Source organism: Micromonospora tulbaghiae (genome assembly GCF_900091605.1).
Taxonomy (GTDB): Bacteria; Actinomycetota; Actinomycetes; order Mycobacteriales; family Micromonosporaceae; genus Micromonospora; species Micromonospora tulbaghiae.
In genome coordinates this window covers 473,444-493,676 of sequence record NZ_FMCQ01000004.1, presented here as the reverse complement: position 1 = coordinate 493,676, position 20,233 = coordinate 473,444, and the positions used below count along the sequence as shown (strand labels likewise).

The following is a 20,233-nucleotide window of genomic DNA, read 5'->3' as shown; positions in this document are numbered from 1 at the left end:
GTGCCGCGCTGTAACGTACGGCACGAAACCGCACTAGAACCTTTAGAGGAAACCTACAAAGATCGTCGGCGATCATCGCCGATCGGAGACCGTCGGCACCACCGGGTCGAGGCGTCCCACCGTCAGCGCGACCTGCAACGCGAACGCGTCGCGCGGGGCCAGCGGCGAGAAGCCGGTCACCTCGGCGATCCGCTTCAGCCGGTAGCGCACGGTGTTCGGGTGCACGAACAGCGCCCGCGCCGCGCTCTCCAGCGTGCCGCCGGCGGCGAAGAACGCGTCGAGCGTCTCCAGCAGTTCGCCGCCGGAGCGGGCCAGTGCCGCGTACACGTCGTGGCGCAACCGGCGGCGGGCCTCGGTGTCGCCGGCCAGCGCGCGTTCCGGGAGCAGTTCGTCGGCGGCGACCGGGCACGGCGCGGTCGGCCAGGCCGGCGCGGCCCGGAACCCGGCCAGCGCCGCCCGCGCCGATTCGGTGGCCTCGTCCAGGCTGGGCACCGCGGGGCCGACCACCACCGGCCCCTCGCCGAAGGCGGTACGCAGCTTCTCCGTGGCCGCCACCGGATCGGCCGCCCCGCCCAGCACGATGACCAGGCGGTCGCCGTGCACGCCGCCGATCACCTCGACGCCGATCCGCCGGGCCTGCCGGTAGACGGTGTGCAGCACGGCCGCCACCTCGCCGCCGGGTGAGCGGCCCACCGCCACCGCCACCGGCGGCGCGTCCGTCCAGCCCAGCGCGGCGGCCCGGCTGGCCAGCACGTCCGGGGAGTCGCCCCGCAGCAGCGCGTCGACCAGCAGCGCCTGCAACCGGGCGTCCCAGGAGCCGCGGCTCTCGGCGGCCCGGGCGTAGACCCGCGCGGCGGCGAACGCGATCTCCCGGGAGAAGCGCAGCACCGCCTCCCGCAGCGACTGTTCCTCGCCCGGCACGGCGAGCTCCGACACCTGCTCCTCGACCACGTCGATGGTCACCTTGATCAGCGCCACGGTCTGCTGGAGGCTGATCGAGCGGGCCAGCGCCTGCGGCGCGGCGGCGAAGACCTCGTCTGACACCTCCTGGGTGCGGTCGGTCGCGCCGCCGCCCTGGCGCAGCCACTGCACCAGCGAGCGCACGCCGGCCTGGGCGACGAGCATGACCCAGGAGCGCTGGTCGGCGGGCAGCTCACGGAACCACGGCAGCGTCTCGTCCATCCGGGCCACGCTGGCGGTGGCCAGCCCGCCCGCCGCCCGTTCGATGCGGCGCAGCGTCGCCGACGTCTCCGTTCCGCCCGGTTCGCTCACCGCACCAGCCTGACACGGCGTGACCAGCGGATCCACATCGAGGTGACGGGCCCGCCGCCGCGTGAGGATCTCCACCGGTACGCGCTGACGATCTTGTTCGGCCGGGCCAGTACGGTGTCAGGGCACGCCGGGCCAGACTCCGGCCGGGCGGGCGAGGGCGACGCGTGAGGGGGGCCGGGATGGCGCAGGGGGAGGCCGAGCACGGTTGCGCCCAGGGTGAAGCATGCCGACGGGGCCACGACCAGCCGGCGACTGCCACACACCCGCGCCGGCCGTGCCTCAACCAGCAGGGGGAGCAGCCGGCCGGCCGGGCGCCGGAGCGCGCCGAGGACGAGCCGGGTGTGCCCCGGCAGCGGGCGGCGGAGCCGGCGCACCCGGCCGACGAAGAACCGGCCGACCGGAGCTGCCGCAGCGGCCTGGCGGGCTGGGCGGGCGGCCACCGTCACGGCGCGGTACGCCCGAGCAACCGGACCACCCGCCGGGAGCGCCCGCCGCGCCGCTGGTGCTGACGCGGCGCCTGCCGCGGTTCAGCGGGTGCGGCGGCGGACCAGCAGCGCGATGCCGGCCAGCCCGGCGGTGATGACCAGCACGATGCCCACGTTGAGCAGCAGCAGCCGCTGGAGTTCGCCGAGCGCGGTGTCGAGGTTGTGCACCGGGTCGAGCGCCTCCTCCGGAAGCACCCGTTCGCCGCCGCCGACGCCGCCGGCGAGCGTGTCGAACTGCGCCGGCATCGGCACGCCGACCGAGCGCAGCGTCTCGGGCATGTTGAGCCGGCCGAAGAACCAGCCGGCCCGGGTGCTGCTCAGGTCCGGCTGCTTGCCCGGCCGGTAGATCCGGGGACCGCCCTTGGCCAGCGGGAACAGGTCGTAGGTGCGCTGCGGACCGGCGGCGGCGAGCACCACCACCGTGTACTTCGGACCCAGATCCTTCGCGGCCGGGCCGCGCAACTGGCCGGTCGTACCCAGCCACCTGACCTGGTCGATCACCAGGTTGACCTCGTTCGGGCTGGTGTCGGTGCGCAGCTTCAGCGGCGCGTCGAGCCGCTCGCCGCTGATGTCGACGCCGGTCGGAGCCGGCTTCGGCTTGGGCGCCGCCTGGGCCGCCGCCGTGCCGGCCAGGGCCAGCGTGCACGCCAGGGCCGCCACGCCCCCGGTCACGGCGATCAGCAGCCGTCTCACCCTTCGGATCATCGCCGCCTCCTCGCCCCGTTCGATGGCTGGCTTCCGCTGCAGGTCACACTGGACCGGTGTCCACCACAAGACTCCGCAGAACGGCGCTCGGTTGCAGCTGGTGGAAGAGTATTTGGAACTATCTGCGAGCTGAGACCGACCAATGAACGGTCGATGATCATCGGCCGGATCCTACCCGGACGGAGGGAACCATGGGGGGCAGGGTCGCCCGTGTGGCGCGTACCTGGGCGGTGGTGCTCGGGGTGGTGGTGGCGTCGACGCTGCTGCCGGCCGCGCCAGCCGCCGCGCACAACTCGCTGACCGGCAGTGATCCGCGCGACGGGGCCCGGCTGGCCGTCGCACCGGAGCGAATCGAGCTGCGGTTCCTCGCCACGCCGAAGGAGGCGACCACCGAGGTCACCGTCACCGGCCCGGACAACGTGGCCGCGACCGGCGGCCCGCCGGCCTTCTCCGGCAAGCGTGTGACGGTCCCGTTCCGGCCGGGCGCGGCCGGTCTCTACATCGTGACCTACCGGCTGGCGTCCGACGACGGCCATCCGGTCAAGGGGGAGATCCGGTTCACCCTGACCACCGGCACCCCGGCGGAGTCGCCGTCGGCGAGCGCGGCGCCCACCACCGTCGCGCCCACCACCGTCGCGCCGACCAGCGCCGCGCCGACCCCGGCGAGCCCGACCCCGGCCGCCGCCGGGACGGACGACGACGGGGGTACGGGCTGGCTGTGGGCGGCCGGAGCCGTGGTGGTGCTGGCCGCGCTGGGCGGCGGACTGCTGCTGCGCCGTCGCGCCGCCGGCCGCTGACCGCTCAGACCAGGCGTACGCGGGCGGCGCGCAGCCGGGTCAGCGTACGGTCGCGGCCGAGCACCTCCAGCGACTCGAACAGCGGCAGGCCGACGGTGCGCCCGGTGACCGCGACGCGTACCGGCGCCTGCGCCTTGCCCAGCTTCAGCCCGCGCTCCGCGCCGACCGCCTCCAGCGTGGCCTTGAGCGACTCGGCGTCCCAGGACTCCAGCGCCTCGAACGCGCCGATCGCCGCGTCCAGCAGGTCGGCGGCGCCCTCCTTCATCGCCTTAGCCCAGGCCGCCTCGTCGATCAGCGGGTCGGCCAGGAACAGGAAGTCGACGTTCGGCACGATCTCGCTGAGCACCGCGATCCGGGTCTGCGCGAGCGGGGCCACCGCGGCGAACGCGGCCGGGTCGAACTCGTCGGGCTGCCACGGCGGCGGGGCGATGGTGCCGGTGCCGGTGAGCCACGGCCGGCACGCCTCGACGAAGTCCGCCACCGGCAGCGCCCGGATGTAGTCGCCGTTGAACGCGCGCAGCTTCTTTTCGTCGAAGAACGCCGGGGACGGGTTGACCTCGTCCAGCCGGAACTCCTCCTCGATCACCGACCAGGGCACGATCTCGCGGTCGCCCGACGGCGCCCAGCCCAGCAGCATCAGGTAGTTGCGCATCGCGTCGGCGAGGTAGCCCTCGTCCCGGTACGCCTCCAGCGCGACCTTGTCCCGCCGCTTGGACAGCTTCTGCCGCTTCTCGTTCACCACCACCGGCACGTGCGCCCAGACCGGCGGCTTGACGCCGAGCGCGTCCCACAGCAGCTGCTGCTTCGGGGTGTTCGGCAGGTGCTCCTCGGCCCGGATCACGTGGGTGATCCCCATCGACATGTCGTCGACCACGTTAGCCAGCAGGAACACCGGGGAGCCGTCACCGCGGGCGATGACGAAGTCCTCGATCAGCTTGTTCTCGAACGTCGGCTCGCCGCGCACCAGGTCGACCACCACGGTCTCGCCCTCGTCCGGGGTACGGAAGCGCAGTGCCCGGCCCTCGCCCGGCTCCAGGCCGCGGTCGCGGCAGAACCCGTCGTAGCCGCGCTGCTGCGGGCCGGTACGCGCCTGCACGTCCTCGCGGGTGCAGTCGCAGTAGTAGGCCCGGCCGCCCTCGTACAGCCGCTGCGCGGCGGCCCGGTGCTCGCCCGCGTACGAGGACTGGTAGTACGGGCCCTCGTAGCTGCCCCGGGCGATGCCGATCCAGTCGAGCGCGGAGAGGATGCCCTCGGTCCACTCGGGCCGGTTACGTGCCGCGTCGGTGTCCTCGATGCGCAGCACGAACACCCCGCCCTGCTGCTTGGCGAAGATCCAGTTCTGCAGCGCCGAGCGGGCGCCGCCGACGTGGAACATACCGGTCGGGGAAGGGGCGAAGCGTACACGTACCGTCACGCCCCCCAGCCTACGGCGGGCCGCGACGGGTTTCCGGCAGGGGGCCGGGTCAGGGCACCGCCTTGATCTTCACCACCAGGGCGCTGCCGAGCACCGTGACCGCCGCGGTGACCGCGTACAGGGTCGGATAGCCGCCGAGGTGCACCACGATCGGCGCGGACAGCGCCGGCCCGAGCACCTGGGGCGCCGAGTTGGCGATGTTGATCACGCCGAGGTCCTTTGCCCGGTTCGTCGCGGCGGGCAGCACCTGCGTGATCAGCGCGGCGTCCACCGCCAGGTAGACGCCGTACCCCGCGCCGAGCAGCAGCGCCGCCACCATCGCCATCGGCCAGGTCGGCGCCACCGCGAGCAGCACCGCCGCCACCGCCATGATCAGCCCGGAGGCGATCACGAAGACCTTGCGTCGGCCGGAGCGGTCGGACATGCGCCCGGCGACCACAGCGGTGAGCATCATGCCGACCGTGTAGAGCAGGATCAGCACCAGCAGGGAGCCCTCGGGGTCGGCCACCCGTACCCCGTCGGTGAGGAAGTAGAGCAGGTACAGCGTGCCCAGCGCGTTGCCGGTCTGCACCAGGAACCGGGTGAACCAGGCCCAGGCGAAGTCGGGGTGGCGGCGCGGGCTGATCCACATCGAGGCGAACAGGGACCGCAGGCGCAGCGGGGGCCGGTGCTCCCGGGGCAGCGGGTCGTCCTGGGTCAGCAGCGCGAACGGCAGCGACAGCAGCAGCACGGCGAGCGCGATCGCCGCGTACCCGGCGGCGTTCCCGGTGACCACGGCGGTCACCAGCACGGCGCCGAGCACCAGGCCCAGTGCCTGCGGGATGCCCACCCAGCCGGACACGCCGCCGCGCTGCGCCACCGGCACCCGGTCCGGGATCGCGGCGGTGAGGCTGGCCAGCATCGCGTTGAAGCAGACCTGCGCGGCCACCCAGGCCACCGCCACCCCGGCGATGGTGTTCTGCCGGGCCAGCAGCACCAGGGCGAGCGCGCCGATCACCGCGCCGAGCGCGGTCCAGACGTGCCGGCGGCCGAAGTGCCGGTTGGCCAGCCGCAGCGACGTGCGGTCGGACAGCGCCCCGGCCAGCGGGTTCGCCAGCACCGCGGCGAGCGCGCCGAAGCCGGTGACCACCGCCAGCATGGCCTCCTTGTCGGCCGGGGCGATCCGTTCCACCTGCTGCGGCAGCAGCACCTGGATCGGGGTGAAGAACGCCATCCAGACGCCCAGGTTGGCCGCGAAGATCAGCGCGATCCAGCCCCGCCGCACCGGGACGGTCGGCTCGGCGAGCGCCGCCGGCAGCGAGGCCGGCGTCGGGTTCACGGTGGTCATCGCCGGACCAGGTCCCGGAACCATGTGTACGACGACTTCGGCGTCCGCCGCTGCGTGTCGAAGTCGACGTGCACCAGGCCGAACCGCTTGGTGAAGCCCTCGGCCCACTCCCAGTTGTCCAGCAGCGACCAGACGAAGTACCCGGTCACCGGCACGCCCTCGGCCATCGCCTGGTGCACGGCGCGCACGTGCCCGTCCAGGTACGCGATCCGCTCCGGGTCGTGCACCCGGCCGTCGACGCCGGGCGCGTCGTCGTACGCGCAGCCGCTCTCGGTGACCTGGATCGGCGGCAGCGCGTCGCCGTACCGCTCGTGCAGCTGGAGCAGCAGCTCACGCAGCCCGTCCGGGGCCACCGGCCAGTCGAACGCGGTGCGCGGGTAGCCGTCGAGCGGCACGATCTCGAACGGCAGCGGCGAATCCGCCTCCGGCGCCCCGATGCCCGTCGGGTTGTAGTAGTTGACGCCGAGTACGTCGATCGGGGCGGCGATGACGTCCAGGTCGCCGTCGCGCACCACGGCCGGGTCGGGGCCGAGCGCGTCCGGGTAGCCGCGTCCGAGCAGCGGCTCGGTGAACAGTCGGTTGTGCAGCGCGTCGTACGCCGCGGCGGCGGCCCGGTCCGCGTCGGTGTCGCCGGCGAGCCGCACCGGGGAGTAGTTGTTGGCGATCGCCACCGGGGACGTGCTGCGGGCACGAAGCGCGGCGACCGCGAGACCGTGCCCGAGGAGCTGGTGGTGGGCCACCGGGAAGGCGTCGAACAGCAGCGTCCGGGCGGGGGCGTGCTCGCCCGTGCCGTGGCCGAGGCTCATGTGGATGAACGGCTCGTTGAGCGTGATCCAGAGCTTCACCCGGTCGCCGAGGCGGGCCGCGGTCAGGTCGGCGTACTCGGCGAAGCGGGCGGCGGTGTCCCGGTTCAGCCAGCCGCCGGCGTCCTCCAGAGCCTGCGGCAGGTCCCAGTGGAACAGTGTGGCGACCGGGTCCACGCCGGCGTCGAGCAGGCCGTCCACCAGCCGGTCGTAGAAGTCGAGCCCGGGGGCGTTGGCCGGCCCGGTGCCGGCCGGCTGGATCCGGGGCCAGGCGATCGAGAACCGGTACGCGGACACCCCCAGCCCGGCCAGCAGCGCGGTGTCCTCGGCGTACCTGTGGTAGTGGTCGCACGCATCGTCGCCGGTGCTGCCGTCGGCGATCCGACCCGGGTCGTGGGCGAACGTGTCCCAGATGGACGGCCCGCGACCGTCGGCAGTGGTCGCACCCTCGATCTGGTACGCGGAGGTGGAGACACCCCAGCGGAAGCCGGCGGGGAACTCGGGCATCGGCGCGGTCGTCAAGGCACCCTCCAAGACATGAAGCGTGCTCGCGACTCTAGGGCTCGACGGACCGCCGCGCCATAGGCCGGGATGAGTGGGCAGCGCAAGGGCGTTCGGCGTGTCTTATCCGAACCCGTCCGCTTAAGTCCGATTTACACATAGAGTGCCGAATATCGCGGATGTGATTTAAGTGGGGGAAAGATACTCATGATCCTCGTGGAACGCAGCGCACACGTGGCGGCGCCGGTGGAAGTGGTCTGGGACGTCGTGCAGCGAGCCGAGCAGCTGCCGGCCTGGCTGGCGGGAGTCCGCGCGGCCGAAGTCCTGTCCGGGGAGGGATTCGGGCGGCGGCAGCTGGTCCAGGCCGGACGCGGCGCCGCGCACGAGGCCGAGGTGATCGCCTTCCAGGAGCCGACCCTGATCGGCTGGCGCGAACGCGCGAAGGGCGCCGGCGCCCGGGCCGAGGCGCGCACCGAGATCTACGTCCAGCTGACCCCGGACGAGGAGGCCGGCGGCACCGTCGTACGCCTGATCGTCGTGCGGTGGCCCGCCGGACCCGTCAAGGCGGCCCTGCTCCGGCTCGGCCTGCGCCGGGTCGGCGCCGACCTGGAGGACTCGCTGGCCCGGCTGACCGACCTGGCCGCCGTCGGCTGACCGAGCCCGTCCCGGCGTCGCCCGCGATGGTGGCGGCCCGGCGTTCCCGCCAGGGACGCCGGGCCGTCGTCGCATCGGGGGACGAGAAGGGCCCGGCGCGCCTGGCGCCGGGCCCTTCTCGTGTGACGGGTACTAGCTGTCGCCGCCGGTCTCGCCGACCGGGGCGGCGTTGACGTCGTCCAGCGCGTACTTGCGGGCCGCGTCGGCCGGCACGTGGGCCGGCACCACGCCGCGCAGCGCGAGCTGGCGCAGCGTGGCGACCGCGACCGACTCGGCGTCCACGTGGAAGTGGCGGCGCAGCGCGTGCCGGGTGTCCGACATGCCGAAGCCGTCGGTGCCGAGCGAGGTGTAGTCCCCGGGTACCCAGCGGGCGATCAGGTCCGGTACCGCGCGCATCCAGTCGCTCACCGCGACCTTCGGCCCGTCGGCGTCGGCCAGCTTCCGTGCGATGTACGGCACCCGCGGCTCCTCGCCCGGGTTGAGCAGGTTGTGCTCCTCGCACTCCACCGCGTCGCGACGCAGCTCGGTCCAGGACGTCACCGACCACACGTCGGCTGATACGCCCCAGTCCTCGGCGAGCAGCTGCTGGGCCTTGAGCGCCCACTGCATGCCGGTGCCGGAGGCGAGGATGTTCGCCTTCGGCGCGTCGTCGCCGACCTGCGGCGCGGGGGAGTAGCGGTGGATGCCCTTGAGGATGCCCTCGACGTCCACGCCCTCCGGCTCGGCCGGCTGGAAGATCGGCTCGTTGTAGATGGTGAGGTAGTAGAAGATGTTCTCCTGCTCCTCGCCGTACATCCGGTGCAGGCCGTTCTCCACGATGTGCGCCAGCTCGAAGGCGAACGCCGCGTCGTAGGAGACCACCGCCGGGTTGGTGGCGGCGAGCAGCAGCGAGTGGCCGTCCTCGTGCTGGAGGCCCTCACCGTTGAGCGTGGTCCGGCCGGCGGTGGCGCCGAGCACGAAGCCCCGCGCCATCTGGTCCGCCGCCGCCCAGAACCCGTCGCCGGTGCGCTGGAAGCCGAACATCGAGTAGAAGATGTACAGCGGGATCATCGGCTCGCCGTGGGTGGCGTACGCCGTGCCCGCGGCGGTGAACGAGGCCACCGACCCGGCCTCGTTGATCCCCTCGTGCAGGATCTGGCCGGTGGTCGACTCCTTGTAGGACAGGAAAAGCTCCCGGTCCACCGAGGTGTAGCGCTGGCCGTGCGGCGAGTAGATCTTCTGGGTCGGGAAGAGCGAGTCCATACCGAAGGTACGGGCCTCGTCCGGGATGATCGGCACCCAGCGCTTGCCGAACTCCTTGTCCTTCATGATGTCCTTGAGCAGGCGGACGAACGCCATCGTGGTGGCGACCTTCTGCTTGCCGGACCCGCGCTTGACGTCGGAGAACCGCTCGGTGCCCGGGATGGTCAGCGTCTTGCGCGCGGTGCTGCGCGTGGGCAGGTAGCCGCCGAGCTGCTGACGCCGGTCCTTCAGGTACGTGATCTCGTCCGACTTCTCGCCCGGGGTGTAGTACGGCGGGAGGTACGGGTTCTCCTCCAGCTGCTTGTCCGGGATGTCCAGGTAGAGGCGGTCGCGGAAGAGCTTCAGGTCATCCAGCGTCAGCTTCTTCATCTGGTGCGTGGCGTTGCGGCCCTCGAAGTGCGAACCGAGCGTCCAGCCCTTGATCGTCTTGGCGAGGATCACTGTGGGCTGGCCGGTGTGCTCCGTGGCCGCCTTGTAGGCCGCGTAGAGCTTGCGGTAGTCGTGGCCACCCCGCTTGAGGTTCCAGATCTCGTCGTCGGTCAGCCCCTCGACCATCTTGCGGGTCCGCGGGTCACGGCCGAAGAAGTGCTCCCGGACGTACGCCCCGGACTCCGCCTTGTAGGTCTGGTAGTCACCGTCGGGCGTGGTGTTCATCAGGTTGACCAGCGCGCCGTCGGTGTCCGCGGCGAGCAGCGGATCCCACTCCCGGCCCCAGACCACCTTGATGACGTTCCAGCCGGCGCCCCGGAAGAACGCCTCCAGCTCCTGCATGACCTTGCCGTTGCCGCGGACCGGCCCGTCCAGGCGCTGCAGGTTGCAGTTGATCACGAAGGTGAGGTTGTCCAGCTCCTCGCGGGCGGCCACGCCGATCGCGCCGAGCGACTCGACCTCGTCCATCTCACCGTCGCCCAGGAACGCCCAGACGTGCTGCTGGGAGGTGTCCTTGATGCCCCGGTGGTGCAGGTAGCGGTTGAAGCGCGCCTGGTAGATGGCGTTCAGCGGCCCGAGGCCCATGGAGACGGTGGGGAACTCCCAGAAGTCCGGCATCAGCCGCGGGTGCGGGTACGACGGCAGCCCGCCACCGGGGTGCGACAGCTCCTGCCGGAAGCCGTCGAGCTGGCCCTCGCTGAGCCGGCTCTCCAGGAACGCCCGCGCGTACATGCCGGGGGAGGCGTGACCCTGGTAGTAGATCTGGTCACCGCCGCCCGGGTGGTTCTTGCCCCGGAAGAAGTGGTTGAAGCCCACCTCGTAGAGGGACGCCGAGCTGGCGAACGTGGAGATGTGCCCACCGACGCCGATCTCCGGGCGCTGCGCCCGGTGCACAAGCATCGCGGCGTTCCACCGGATGTACGCCCGCAGCCGCCGCTCGACGTGCTCGTCACCCGGGAACCACGGTTCGCGCTCCGGCGGGATCGTGTTGATGTAGTCGGTGGTGGTCAGGGACGGCACCCCGACCTGCCGCTCGCGGGCCCGCTCCAGCAGGCGCAGCATGACGTAGCGGGCTCGCTTTGTCCCGCGCTCGTCGATGACACCGTCGAGCGACTCGACCCATTCGCTGGTCTCTTCAGGGTCGATGTCCGGAAGCTGGCTCGGCAGACCAGCGGTGATCACCGGGCGCTTGCGTTCCGTAGCCACAGGCGTTCCCTCGGTTCTGTGTGGGATAGGTCTCTAGCGCCATCCTGCCCCCTGGTGGCGCGTGTCGTCACCTCTCCCACCCCCAGACGCGACGCTGAACACAGGTACCCATCAGTAACTTTGCGCGATCACCGGATGCGCTATCGGCGGACGCGGCGGCGAACCGGGCACTGCGGCAGAATGCGCCGTATGCGCAGTGAGGTGATCACCGTCCGGACCGGCTCCCGGCCGACCGTCCGGGACATCACGAGCGAGGCCGAGCGGTTCGTGTCCGGGGCCGGCGACGGCCTGCTGCACGTCTTCGTCCCGCACGCCACCGCCGGGCTGGCGATCATCGAGACCGGCGCCGGGTCCGACGACGACCTGCTGCGGGCGCTCGACGACCTGCTCCCCACCGACGACAGGTGGCGGCACCGGCACGGCTCACCCGGGCACGGCCGCGACCACGTGCTACCGGCGTTCGTGCCGCCGTACGCGACGCTGCCGGTGCTCGGCGGGCGGCTCCAGCTCGGCACCTGGCAGTCGATCTGCCTGGTCGACACCAACGGGGACAACCCCGACCGTCAGGTGCGCTTCTCGTTCCTGGCCGGCTGACCGGCCGGACCGGCCTCGCGCGCCCGGCCGCGCCGAGTTCCGGGCCGTCGCACGGACGTCGGTGGCCGGAACGTGGCGCGCGGACGACCGGCCGTGAGTTCTCGCCGAACAGCGCTTCATGATCGGCAATCGGTTGCACGAGGTGCCTGACCGTTCGGCTGATCGAAGATCGACTTCGCCATAACATGAACGGATGGCGCATTCCATCGTTCCCACCGCCCGTGACCGGGCCGGCCTGGCCGGGGAGACCATGCGCCGGATCCTGCACGTCGCCGCCGCGGTGCGGCACCACCAGGACGAGGGGATCGCGGCGCTGGGTCTCACCCCGGCGGTCGCCCGGGCGCTGCACCAGCTGGACCCGGACCGCCCCCTCCCGGCCCGGGACCTCGCCGAGCAGCTCGGCTGCGACAGGTCCAACGTCACCGGCCTGGCCGACAAGCTGGAGCAGGCCGGGCTGGTGGAACGGCGTACCGACCCGGCCGACCGGCGGCAGAAGGCGCTCGTGGTCACCGGGCGGGGGCGGCAGGTACGCGACCGGCTCCGCCAGGTGATGTCGGACTCCCGACTCCTCGACGGACTGAGCACCGACGAACTGGCCACACTGCGGGACCTGGTGCTGAAGATCTCCGACGGAGGCTGCCCGCAGGAGTGTGGCCAGGTCTGAGCCACGCCGGGCGGAACGTGTCCGAGTGGGCGAGGCGGGCCCGAGTCGGTAATGCTGTCCGCGTGACCACCCCGCACGATCTCGACGACCGGCTCCGAGCCGAACTGGCCGCGCTCGGGGCGCCCGACCAGCGGCGCGACCTGGGCGAACCGCTGCCCGACGGCGGGCCGTTGACGGGGGCGCAGGCGCTGGCCCTGTTCGACGCGCAGCTGACCAGCCGGCTGCTCGACCTGGCCGGGCGGTGGCTGTCCGGCTTCGGTGAGGGGTACTTCACTGTCGAGTCGGCCGGTCACGAGGGCGACGCCGCGGTGGCCGCCGCGCTGCGGCCGACCGACCCGGCGCTGCTGCACGCCCGTTCCGGCGCGTTCTACTGCCTGCGCGCCGCCCAGGCCGCCGGCGCCTTTCCCGCCACCCCGTCGTCCCCCGCCACCCCCGACCCCGACCCCGCCGCCTCTCCGGGACCGGAAAGATCTTGGAGCGAAAGTGCCCCTATGGGGGCCGTTTCGTACCAAGATCTCGACGCTGACCCGGGGGAGGACGCTGACCCGGGGGAGAAGGAGGCGGGGAGCCTTCCCGTGGGCGCCGGGATCGTCGTGGACGCGGACGGGGACGCGACTGTCGTCGTACCCGATCTGCCGCAGCCCGCGCCCGACGACGCCTACGCGGCGGCGGCGCGCGACGTGCTGCGCGGCATCGTCGCCTCCGCCGAGGAACCGGCCGCCGGCGGGCGGGCGAAGGTCTTCGGCCGCGCCGACCTGGCGGTCGTGCCGACCACCCCGACCGCCGGCTCGCACCTGCCGCGCGCCGTCGGCCTGGGGCTCGCGCTGGAGCGGCTGCGCCGCGGCGCGCGGCCCGCCGACGGCGAGGCCGAGGCGGCCCCCTGGCCCGCCGACGCCGTGGTGGTCTGCTCCTTCGACGACGGCGCGGTCGACCACGCCACCGCGACCGCCGCGCTGAACACGACCGGCTGGTACGACCACACCGGCCTGCGGATCCCGGTGCTGTTCGTCTGCGCGGACAGCGGCGCCTCCGCCGAGGGCTGGGTGGCCGCCACGCTGCGGTCGCGGCCCGGCATCCGGTACTTCGCCGCCGACGGCACGGACGTGGCCGCGGCCTACCGGGTCGCGGCGGAGGCGGCGGACTGGGTACGCCGGCAGCGCCGGCCCGCCGTGCTGCACCTGAGCACCGTCCGGCTGATGGGCCAGGACGGCGGCGATGCGGCCCGCGACCCGCTGCTGGCCACCGCGCGGCTGCTGGTGACCTCGGGGTACGCCAGTGGCGAGGAACTGCTGGCCCGCTACGACGAGCGGGGCTGGCAACTGCGCCGCGTCGCCGAGGAGGTGCTGGACGAGCCGAAGCTCGCGTCCCCGGTCGAGATCGTGCGGGAACTGGCGCCGCGCCGGCCGGTCCGGGTGTCCCGCGCCGTCGCCGAGGCGGCGGCACACGCGGCCGGGCCGGGCGCCGGAGCGCGGGCGGAGGCGTTCGGCGGCAAGCCGCCGGAGCTGACCGGCCCGCTGACGCTGGCGCAGAGCATCAACGCCGCGCTCGCCGACGGCATGCTCGACCATCCCGGTACGGCGGTGTTCGGCCACGAGGTGGCCGCCCGGGGCGGGGCGTACGGGGTGACCGAGGGGCTGCGGGACCGGTTCGGGGCGGCGCGCGTGTTCGACACGCTGCCGGACGAGACGTCGATCCTCGGCCTCGGGCTGGGCGCCGGGCTGGCCGGACTGCTGCCGGTGCCCGAGATCCGCCACCTCACGTCGCTGCACGGCGCCGAGGACCAGCTCCGCGGCGAGGCGGCCACCCTGCGGTTCCTGTCCCGGGGCGCCTTCCGCAACCCGATGGTGGTGCGGGTGCCCGGCCTGGCGAGCCCGGAGGGGCTCGGCGGTCACGACCGCAACGACAGCTCGCTGGGGGCGCTGCGGGACGTGCCGGGGCTGGTGGTGGCCGTGCCGGCCCGGCCGGACGACGCCGCGCCGATGCTGCGTACCTGCCTGGCGGCGGCCCGCGTGGACGGCAGCGTCTGCGTCTTCGTGGAGCCGATCGCGCTCTACCACGTCCGCGACCTGTACACCGACGGTGACGACGAGTGGACCGCCGAGTACGCCGAGCCGGGTGCCTGGGCGGACCGGCACGTGCCGATCGGGCGGGCCCGCGTCTACGGGATCGGCTCGGCCGAGGACCTCACCATCATCACCTTCGGTAGCGGGGTGCGGATGTCGCTGCGCGCGGCGGCCACCCTCGCCGCGGAGGGCGTGGGCAGCCGGGTGGTGGATCTGCGCTGGCTGGCCCCGCTGCCGGTGGCCGACATCATCCGGGAGGCCTCGGCGACCGGCCGGGTGCTGGTGGTGGACGAGACGCGACGCTCCGGCGGGGTGGGCGAGGGCGTGGTGTCCGCGCTCGTCGACACCGGGTACGTCGGCGCCGCGCGCCGTGTGGCCGGACTTGACTCGTTTGTACCATTAGGTCCGGCCGCTCGTCAGGTTCTGGTCTCCGAGGAAGCCATCACCCAGGGTGCCCGTACGCTGCTGGCACGGTAAATTCCGTTCCACCCGGTGCGCCACTTGCGCGGCGAGCCGCAACTGTGTGGACTGGGCCCGACGGTGTCACCCGACGCCACGAGCAGGGATAGATGAGGAGGCACGCGACAGTGAGCGCGACCGCTGGCCAGGCCGACGGGGTACGCAGCCTGGCGGACCGGTTCGGTATCGAGCCGGGCATGGTCGTCATGGAGATGGGCTACGACGACGACGTCGACACCGATCTCCGGGACGCCCTGACCGACCGCTGTGGGGAACTCGTCGACGAGGACACCGACGAGGTGGTCGACGCGGTTCTGGTCTGGCACCGCGACGGCGACGGTGACCTCTTCGAGCTCCTCGTGGACGCCCTCGGGCCGCTCGCCGACAACGGCGTGGTCTGGCTCCTGACCCCGAAGGCCGGCCGCGACGGCCACGTCGAGCCGAGCGAGGTCGCGGAGAGCGCGCAGACCGCCGGCCTCCAGCAGACCTCCACCATCAACGCCGGCCGCGACTGGAGCGGAGCCCGCCTGGTCATGCGGCGCGGCTCCAAGAGCAAGAAGTAGGAGCGCACATGCCCGTCGAGGTTGGCGCCGAAGCGCCCGACTTCCTGCTCAAGGACCAGAACAACCAGGAGGTACGGCTCGCCGACTTCCGTGGCCGCAAGACCGTGCTGCTCGTCTTCTACCCGCTCGCGTTCACCGGCGTCTGCCAGGGCGAGCTGTCCGAGGTGCGGGACAACCTCGACGAGTACGCCAACGACGACATCCAGGTGCTGACCGTCAGCGTCGACTCCGTGTACGCCCACAAGATCTGGGCCGAGCAGGAGGGCTTCCAGTTCCCGCTGCTCGCCGACTTCTGGCCGCACGGCGCGGTCGCCCAGGCGTACGGCGTCTTCAACGACGTCGCGGGCATCGCCAACCGGGGCACCTTCGTCATCGACAAGGCCGGCGTGGTCCGCTTCGCGGAGATGAACATGCCCGGCGAGGCGCGCGATCAGCAGGGCTGGCGCAAGGCGCTGGCCGAGGCCGCCGCTGCCTGAGTCCCACACCCAGGTACGTCGTTCGACCGGGCCGGAGGCGGGCAGGTAAGCTGGCCGCTCCGGCCCGCCGTACGGGCGTTCCGGGCGCGTAGCTCAGTGGGAGAGCACTCGCCTTACAAGCGAGGGGTCGCAGGTTCGAAACCTGCCGCGCCCACCTTTCACATCAGCGGGAACCGTCCCGAGAAGATCACTCCCCGGGGCGGTGACTCGACGGGCTCCACGTGTTAGATCCGTTGCCATTGATGCCGGGACCAGGGCGGCTGGGGTCCGGGAGAATGAGCCTGTGGCCTCTGACCAGGAAGCGCTTCCGCGCCTGCGGGAATGCCCTACCGGGCCGGCGCTGCATTACGCTGCCAGGCCACACCTCGCAGGACCGCTACCTCCCCCGAGCGGTTGCCGCAGACGTAACCCTCGCCTGCACTGCTCCTCGGAGGTGAGACGTGGCTACCGTGGACCCGGGTTTGCGGCCAGAGATGGTGCAACGAGAAGGCCGGGAAGCTTTCGAGCGGCTTCGCACGTACTCCATAATCGCTGTTCAGGCGGGTGTGGCCGCTGGATTGTCCTGGTTCATCGCCAGCGACGTGCTGCACAATCCACAGGCGTTGTTCGCCCCAGCCGCCTCGATCGGCACGGTCGCAGCAGCCCTCGGCAATCGGATCAGGCGAGCGGCGGAACTCATCGCCGGGGTGATCCTCGGGGTGGCGGCCGGGCAGTTGATCATCTTCGCCATCGGGACGGGGCCGATACAGATCGCCGTGATCGTGGCATTCGCGATCTCGTCGGTAGCCGTGATTCGCGGGGGCGGCGCCGTGATGGTGCACGCAGGAAGCACCGCGGTGCTGCTGGGGACGCTGACTGCGCAGCAATCCCACCTGGCTGTGGCGCGGACGGTCAACGCGTTGATCGGGGGCGCGACGGCCATCGCCGTGGCGTTGCTGATCCTGCCGGCCAACCCTGTGCGCGTCGTGCACCGCTCTGCCGGTCCGTCGCTGGATGTTTTCGCCCGTGCTCTCACGGCTGTCGCCGAGGCGTTGGATCGGCGTGAGGTTCAACAGGCCGACGACGCCTTGCAGCGCCTGATCGCGGTAGAGCAGGAAAGAGACAAGACGATCGAGATGGTCGCCGCGGCGGGGGAGATCGCGCTTCTCTCACCCTGGCGGTGGCGACGATTGGGCATCCTGCGCCGGTATCAGCGCGCCTCCGAGCACCTCCAATCCGCCTACTCCAACAGCCGCGAATTGGCGCACTGGGTCGTATCGGCGGTACGGCTGCGTGAACCCGTACCCGCCGGCCTCTCAGCGTCGATCGAGCACCTCGGCCAAGCGGTGCGGCTGCTGCATCGCGATTTCGTCGCCGGCCGAGAGCCCGACCTTGCACGCGCGCGGGCGCAACAGGCCATCGAGGAGGTCAACCAGGCCTGCGCCGAAGAGATCGGATTCTGCGAGATGGTCCTCATTTCCCGGCTGCGCCTTGCCATCAGCGACGTGCTTCAAGCGTCCGGACTGCCAAAGGCAGAGGCAAATCAGCAGGCGGGGTTGGCCGCCGACTCGAGCTGATTCAACAACAGGTGTTCTTGCCGCGTTGCGGAAGCCGCAGCCGCGACTAGCGGCGGACGACACGGGAGAGCAAGCGACAGCTCGCAGCTCCGAACCGGCCGCACCCGCCGCTCACGCCAGCCAAACCGCCGGTGCGGTGACAGCACGAGTAGCCCGTTGACGACCTGCAATGAGGTCAGGCGCTCCAGCCACCGACGCCACCGCTGCCGGTGTTGCCGCCGTCCGTCCGGTTCCGATGGTCGTCGAGCCTGCGGCGGGCCTCGGCGGATGCCTGGAGGTCACGCACCTGGCCGCCGTCGACTGGTGTCTTCCGGCTATGGCGCCACAGTGCGACCGCAGCGACGGCCGCCGCGATGATGATCAGAACGCTGAGCCAGCGCACTTCGACCTCCCTGGGTGAGATGCCTGCCCCCACTGTGAGGCAGCCGGTCAAGGCTGGTTCCAGGGCGCCTCGACAACGAATGAGCCGCCGGAGATCAGGCTCGGAGCCGTACCCTCCGGGGCTGTGGAACTGGACGATGCATCGTGGGGCAGGGCACTGGTCCTCGTTCGAGAACTGCGCGACCCCGCCATTTCTGACGTCGATGGGTTCGGGGCGACCGACCTGCGCCCTGTTGACCTTCATGCGAGGATCTGAGGTGTGATTCTCTACCGAAGGGGCAGTGCCTCGTAGGCAGCCGCAGCCCCGATCACTTCGCCGCCGCGTGCGCATCACGCGAAGCCCGTGGGCCCGTTATCGGGATGTTCCTGGACTCTCCGGTCCCGCGAACGCTGCCATCCGTCTGGTGGAAGGGCGGCGGTGGCTCCCGGGCACGGTGGCCGCCGCCGTCAGGATCTGGGGCGCGCATGCGTACGGCAGCCGGCTTCGGTGGAAGCCGTGGGAAGCGGAGTTCGCCTGTTCCTGCTGTGGCGAAGCCTGGGCACGACTGCGCTTGGAAGAGGCAATCGTCTCGCTGCCAAGCCATGCCAGCCGAGAGCTTCGAGCCGTTGTCGACCGCCTGGACGACGCTCTGTTGAGGCGTACCCATCACGATCCTCAAACGCCCGGTCACGACCCCTGGTGGCTGCGCCGCTGTTGATCAAGCGGAAACGCTCTTACTACGTCGTTTTCGTCGGGTGGAACCGCCGGTAGATGGCAGGTAGGAACAGCAGAATCAGGACGACGATCGCTGCTCCCACGAGTAACGGTGGCCCCAGCGAGTCAGCGAGGCGGATCCCGCTCGGTGCCGAGGTGTGCTGAGGCGCGTTCGGGTTGTCAGGGCTTCCGGCGAACGAGCCCCGATTTGCGATGAACGCCTGGCCGCAGCAGAGGGCCATTGGAATGGTCAGGATGCAGGTCATCGTATGTGCCCACGCTCTGCCTCGCACGAGACCCACCAGCGACAGGAGCAGGCCGGCCATAGCGAGACCGGACAGGACCACCGTCAGCCGGCCGACGACCTCGGCCCTCAGGTCGGCAAGCCCGTTCCGGTTCGCTGCCTCCTCCGGCGACACGTGGTACACGACGTCCCAGTGCGTGAGGTCATAGAGGACTGTTACGGCGTTGAGCGTCAACCCGAGCACCAGTAGGCCGACCGCGACGGCCGGTGCGAACAGCGGCCATCGAGACGTCGACCCTCGCCGGCGGTTGGCCCTCTTGATGATCACTCGGCGGACCATACACAAGCTGATCTGGCGTCAGGGGCACATCGCTCTTGGGGTGACAGCAACGCCGATAGCAAGAGGCCCGGCGAGCGGCGGATGGCTGGAGATCAGGCTTGGAGCCGTACCCTTCGGGCTGCGGATCCTGCGCTGCCCGGACGTCATCACCCTGATGTTCTTCAACCAGCCCGAGTTGACGGACGAGGAGGTGATAGATGGTCGTGCAGGAACGACCGCGCCGCCTCCTTCATGGCCGCCACCGCCTCCTCCGTCCGATCCGGCGCTGCGCCGCAATCGGCGTACAGGTGCAGGAAGCGGTAGCCCACCTCGCGCAGCTTTTCCGAGGGAAAGTAGGACGACTGCCAGTAGATCTCGTGCGCCAGGTCCTCGGGATCGCCCTCTCCGTCGATGATGCTCGCCGCTGCCGCCCGCATGAGGTGCAGCCGGGCGCCGCTCTCGTCCGGGACCGGCGAGCCGAGTTCCTCCATCGCCTGCCGGAACAGGTCGACGGCTTCCCGGGACTGGCCCTTCGACAGACCGGCGAGCTCACGCAGGCTCGGCGAGTCGACACCACGGGCCAGAGCATGCGCGGCTGCCATCGCCAGGTCGTCGCCGACCGGCTCGTCCATCGCCAGCCGGACGGCAAGGTCGCGCAGTCGCTCCATCCCCGAGAGGCTAGGCGGTACGCGGGGCCGTGTCCGCCCATGGGGACGCGATTGCGCGACGGGTCAGCGAATGCCCGCGTCGTGGAGCCGCCGGGTGGCACCCGGATCGATGGTGGTCCGCACGAGCGAACCGGGCGCGTCTGAGGATCCGGTACTGAACGCGGTCACCACCAGCACGACGACCAGCACCGGCATCAACAGCGTCCGGACCAGCATGGCCCAGCACGCCTTGAGGCCGATCCGGCCGCCGTCCCGGGCTCGTACGAGTTGGGTGCCGGTGAGCAGCGCGCCGAGCGCCCGGCCGTTGCCGTAGCAGAGGCCGTAGAGCAGCGGCACCACCACGAGCAACGAGAGGCTCGCCCCGGCGGCGAGGTTGTCGGACAGGGTGACCGCGCGGTCCACCAGGGCCAGGGCGACGACGCCCGCCCCGACACCGAACAGGAACACCGTGAAGTCGACGAGCCAGGCCATGATCTGTGCCCCGGTGCCGGCCCGGACGTACAGGCCGCCGTTGCCGAACGTCGCGATCCGCTTCGCCTTGCGAGGACCGAGTACGTGCTCCGCCTGCGCCTGGGCGGCTTCCAGTCGGGTCAGTGGGTGGCCCGTGGCGCGGATTGTCACAGCGCTCTCCTGTTGTGTCGGGGGCACCGGGCGTTTCGCTGGATCCGGACGCCGTGCCGTGTTGAACCCCGAGTGCAGAGTAGTCGGCGCCAGAAC

Annotated in this window: 20 protein-coding genes and 1 tRNA gene; 11 read left to right on the top strand and 10 right to left on the bottom strand. The window is 71.7% G+C overall.

All coding sequences use genetic code 11. The features are described from left to right. Positions 1-72 precede the first annotated feature (72 nt). Positions 73-1,347 (bottom strand): PucR family transcriptional regulator, encoded by a 1,275-nt coding sequence (locus GA0070562_RS15015; RefSeq protein WP_276526480.1) that lies wholly within the window; start codon positions 1,345-1,347, stop codon positions 73-75. Between the two features lie 104 nt (positions 1,348-1,451). On the opposite strand from GA0070562_RS15015, the gene GA0070562_RS15010 reads away from it, so the two are divergent. Next, positions 1,452-1,781 (top strand): hypothetical protein, encoded by a 330-nt coding sequence (locus tag GA0070562_RS15010; protein ID WP_091421363.1) that lies wholly within the window; start codon positions 1,452-1,454, stop codon positions 1,779-1,781. Positions 1,782-1,799: 18 nt separating this feature from the next. On the opposite strand, the gene GA0070562_RS15005 is transcribed toward GA0070562_RS15010, so the two are convergent. After that, positions 1,800-2,462 (bottom strand): hypothetical protein, encoded by a 663-nt coding sequence (locus GA0070562_RS15005; RefSeq protein WP_091421361.1) that lies wholly within the window; start codon positions 2,460-2,462, stop codon positions 1,800-1,802. Between the two features lie 191 nt (positions 2,463-2,653). Between GA0070562_RS15005 and GA0070562_RS15000 the strand changes: the two genes are divergently transcribed. Beyond that, entirely contained in the window at positions 2,654-3,259 is a 606-nt protein-coding gene (locus tag GA0070562_RS15000; protein ID WP_091421358.1) for a copper resistance CopC family protein, read from the top strand. A gap of 4 nt (positions 3,260-3,263) precedes the next feature. On the opposite strand, the gene gltX is transcribed toward GA0070562_RS15000, so the two are convergent. The 3 genes from gltX to GA0070562_RS14985 are packed head-to-tail and all read right to left on the bottom strand — an operon-like array spanning position 3,264 to position 7,310. Further along, on the bottom strand, positions 3,264-4,673 hold the full coding sequence (gltX, locus tag GA0070562_RS14995) for a glutamate--tRNA ligase (protein ID WP_091421356.1): 1,410 nt from the start codon (positions 4,671-4,673) through the stop codon (positions 3,264-3,266). A gap of 49 nt (positions 4,674-4,722) precedes the next feature. After that, a complete protein-coding gene (locus GA0070562_RS14990; protein WP_091421353.1) occupies positions 4,723-6,000 on the bottom strand; it encodes an MFS transporter in 1,278 nt (425 codons plus the stop codon). Beyond that, entirely contained in the window at positions 5,997-7,310 is a 1,314-nt protein-coding gene (locus tag GA0070562_RS14985) for a GH1 family beta-glucosidase (protein WP_091421352.1), read from the bottom strand. Before GA0070562_RS14985 ends, GA0070562_RS14990 begins: the two co-directional genes overlap by 4 nt. Positions 7,311-7,511: 201 nt before the next feature. Here GA0070562_RS14985 and GA0070562_RS14980 point away from each other — a divergent pair, with 201 nt between their 5' ends. After that, positions 7,512-7,958 (top strand): SRPBCC family protein, encoded by a 447-nt coding sequence (locus GA0070562_RS14980; protein ID WP_073831293.1) that lies wholly within the window; start codon positions 7,512-7,514, stop codon positions 7,956-7,958. Positions 7,959-8,090: 132 nt separating this feature from the next. On the opposite strand, the gene aceE is transcribed toward GA0070562_RS14980, so the two are convergent. Next, positions 8,091-10,835, bottom strand: a complete 2,745-nt coding sequence (gene aceE, locus GA0070562_RS14975; protein ID WP_091421350.1) for a pyruvate dehydrogenase (acetyl-transferring), homodimeric type — start codon at positions 10,833-10,835, stop codon at positions 8,091-8,093. Between the two features lie 189 nt (positions 10,836-11,024). Between aceE and GA0070562_RS14970 the strand changes: the two genes are divergently transcribed. From GA0070562_RS14970 to GA0070562_RS14940, 7 genes are all read left to right on the top strand, one after another. Further along, positions 11,025-11,429, top strand: coding sequence for a secondary thiamine-phosphate synthase enzyme YjbQ (locus GA0070562_RS14970; protein WP_030271630.1), 405 nt, complete (start codon positions 11,025-11,027; stop codon positions 11,427-11,429). Between the two features lie 193 nt (positions 11,430-11,622). Beyond that, positions 11,623-12,093, top strand: coding sequence for a MarR family winged helix-turn-helix transcriptional regulator (locus GA0070562_RS14965; protein WP_091421348.1), 471 nt, complete (start codon positions 11,623-11,625; stop codon positions 12,091-12,093). Between the two features lie 62 nt (positions 12,094-12,155). Then, the gene (locus tag GA0070562_RS14960) at positions 12,156-14,633 is read left to right on the top strand and encodes a transketolase C-terminal domain-containing protein (RefSeq protein WP_254663800.1); all 2,478 of its coding nucleotides are present in this window, start codon (positions 12,156-12,158) and stop codon (positions 14,631-14,633) included. A gap of 110 nt (positions 14,634-14,743) precedes the next feature. Further along, the gene (locus GA0070562_RS14955) at positions 14,744-15,178 is read left to right on the top strand and encodes a DUF3052 domain-containing protein (RefSeq protein WP_013287823.1); all 435 of its coding nucleotides are present in this window, start codon (positions 14,744-14,746) and stop codon (positions 15,176-15,178) included. A gap of 8 nt (positions 15,179-15,186) precedes the next feature. Continuing rightward, on the top strand, positions 15,187-15,654 hold the full coding sequence (locus GA0070562_RS14950; protein WP_091421344.1) for a peroxiredoxin: 468 nt from the start codon (positions 15,187-15,189) through the stop codon (positions 15,652-15,654). 82 nt (positions 15,655-15,736) lie between these two features. Continuing rightward, positions 15,737-15,808: transfer RNA gene (locus tag GA0070562_RS14945), tRNA-Val, on the top strand. A 286-nt stretch (positions 15,809-16,094) separates the two neighbouring features. Next, entirely contained in the window at positions 16,095-17,210 is a 1,116-nt protein-coding gene (locus GA0070562_RS14940) for an FUSC family protein (protein ID WP_223201351.1), read from the top strand. Positions 17,211-17,385: 175 nt separating this feature from the next. Here the strand turns inward: GA0070562_RS14940 and GA0070562_RS30260 are convergent, their stop codons facing one another. Then, positions 17,386-17,592: a hypothetical protein gene (locus tag GA0070562_RS30260; RefSeq protein ID WP_091421342.1), complete on the bottom strand. Its 207-nt coding sequence runs from the start codon at positions 17,590-17,592 to the stop codon at positions 17,386-17,388. Between the two features lie 123 nt (positions 17,593-17,715). Here GA0070562_RS30260 and GA0070562_RS30905 point away from each other — a divergent pair, with 123 nt between their 5' ends. Further along, positions 17,716-17,847, top strand: a complete 132-nt coding sequence (locus GA0070562_RS30905; RefSeq protein WP_276526479.1) for a hypothetical protein — start codon at positions 17,716-17,718, stop codon at positions 17,845-17,847. Positions 17,848-18,308: 461 nt separating this feature from the next. On the opposite strand, the gene GA0070562_RS14930 is transcribed toward GA0070562_RS30905, so the two are convergent. The 3 genes from GA0070562_RS14930 to GA0070562_RS14920 form a co-directional block, all read right to left on the bottom strand. Then, positions 18,309-18,857, bottom strand: coding sequence for a hypothetical protein (locus tag GA0070562_RS14930; RefSeq protein ID WP_139135458.1), 549 nt, complete (start codon positions 18,855-18,857; stop codon positions 18,309-18,311). A gap of 173 nt (positions 18,858-19,030) precedes the next feature. After that, the gene (locus GA0070562_RS14925) at positions 19,031-19,516 is read right to left on the bottom strand and encodes a hypothetical protein (RefSeq protein ID WP_091421339.1); all 486 of its coding nucleotides are present in this window, start codon (positions 19,514-19,516) and stop codon (positions 19,031-19,033) included. A 63-nt stretch (positions 19,517-19,579) separates the two neighbouring features. After that, complete coding sequence (locus tag GA0070562_RS14920) at positions 19,580-20,137, bottom strand: hypothetical protein (protein ID WP_225980410.1); 558 nt, start codon at positions 20,135-20,137, stop codon at positions 19,580-19,582. Positions 20,138-20,233 lie beyond the last annotated feature (96 nt).

Bases quoted from the DNA above. Each gene is read 5' to 3' on its own strand.
- GA0070562_RS15010 (WP_091421363.1), top strand. From the start codon at position 1,452: ATGGCGCAGGGGGAGGCCGAGCACGGTTGCGCCCAGGGTGAAGCATGC.
- GA0070562_RS15005 (WP_091421361.1), bottom strand. From the start codon at position 2,462: ATGATCCGAAGGGTGAGACGGCTGCTGATCGCCGTGACCGGGGGCGTG.
- GA0070562_RS15000 (WP_091421358.1), top strand. From the start codon at position 2,654: ATGGGGGGCAGGGTCGCCCGTGTGGCGCGTACCTGGGCGGTGGTGCTC.
- GA0070562_RS14990 (WP_091421353.1), bottom strand. From the start codon at position 6,000: ATGACCACCGTGAACCCGACGCCGGCCTCGCTGCCGGCGGCGCTCGCC.
- GA0070562_RS14985 (WP_091421352.1), bottom strand. From the start codon at position 7,310: ATGCCCGAGTTCCCCGCCGGCTTCCGCTGGGGTGTCTCCACCTCCGCG.
- GA0070562_RS14980 (WP_073831293.1), top strand. From the start codon at position 7,512: ATGATCCTCGTGGAACGCAGCGCACACGTGGCGGCGCCGGTGGAAGTG.
- GA0070562_RS14970 (WP_030271630.1), top strand. From the start codon at position 11,025: ATGCGCAGTGAGGTGATCACCGTCCGGACCGGCTCCCGGCCGACCGTC.
- GA0070562_RS14965 (WP_091421348.1), top strand. From the start codon at position 11,623: ATGGCGCATTCCATCGTTCCCACCGCCCGTGACCGGGCCGGCCTGGCC.
- GA0070562_RS14950 (WP_091421344.1), top strand. From the start codon at position 15,187: ATGCCCGTCGAGGTTGGCGCCGAAGCGCCCGACTTCCTGCTCAAGGAC.
- GA0070562_RS14925 (WP_091421339.1), bottom strand. From the start codon at position 19,516: ATGGAGCGACTGCGCGACCTTGCCGTCCGGCTGGCGATGGACGAGCCG.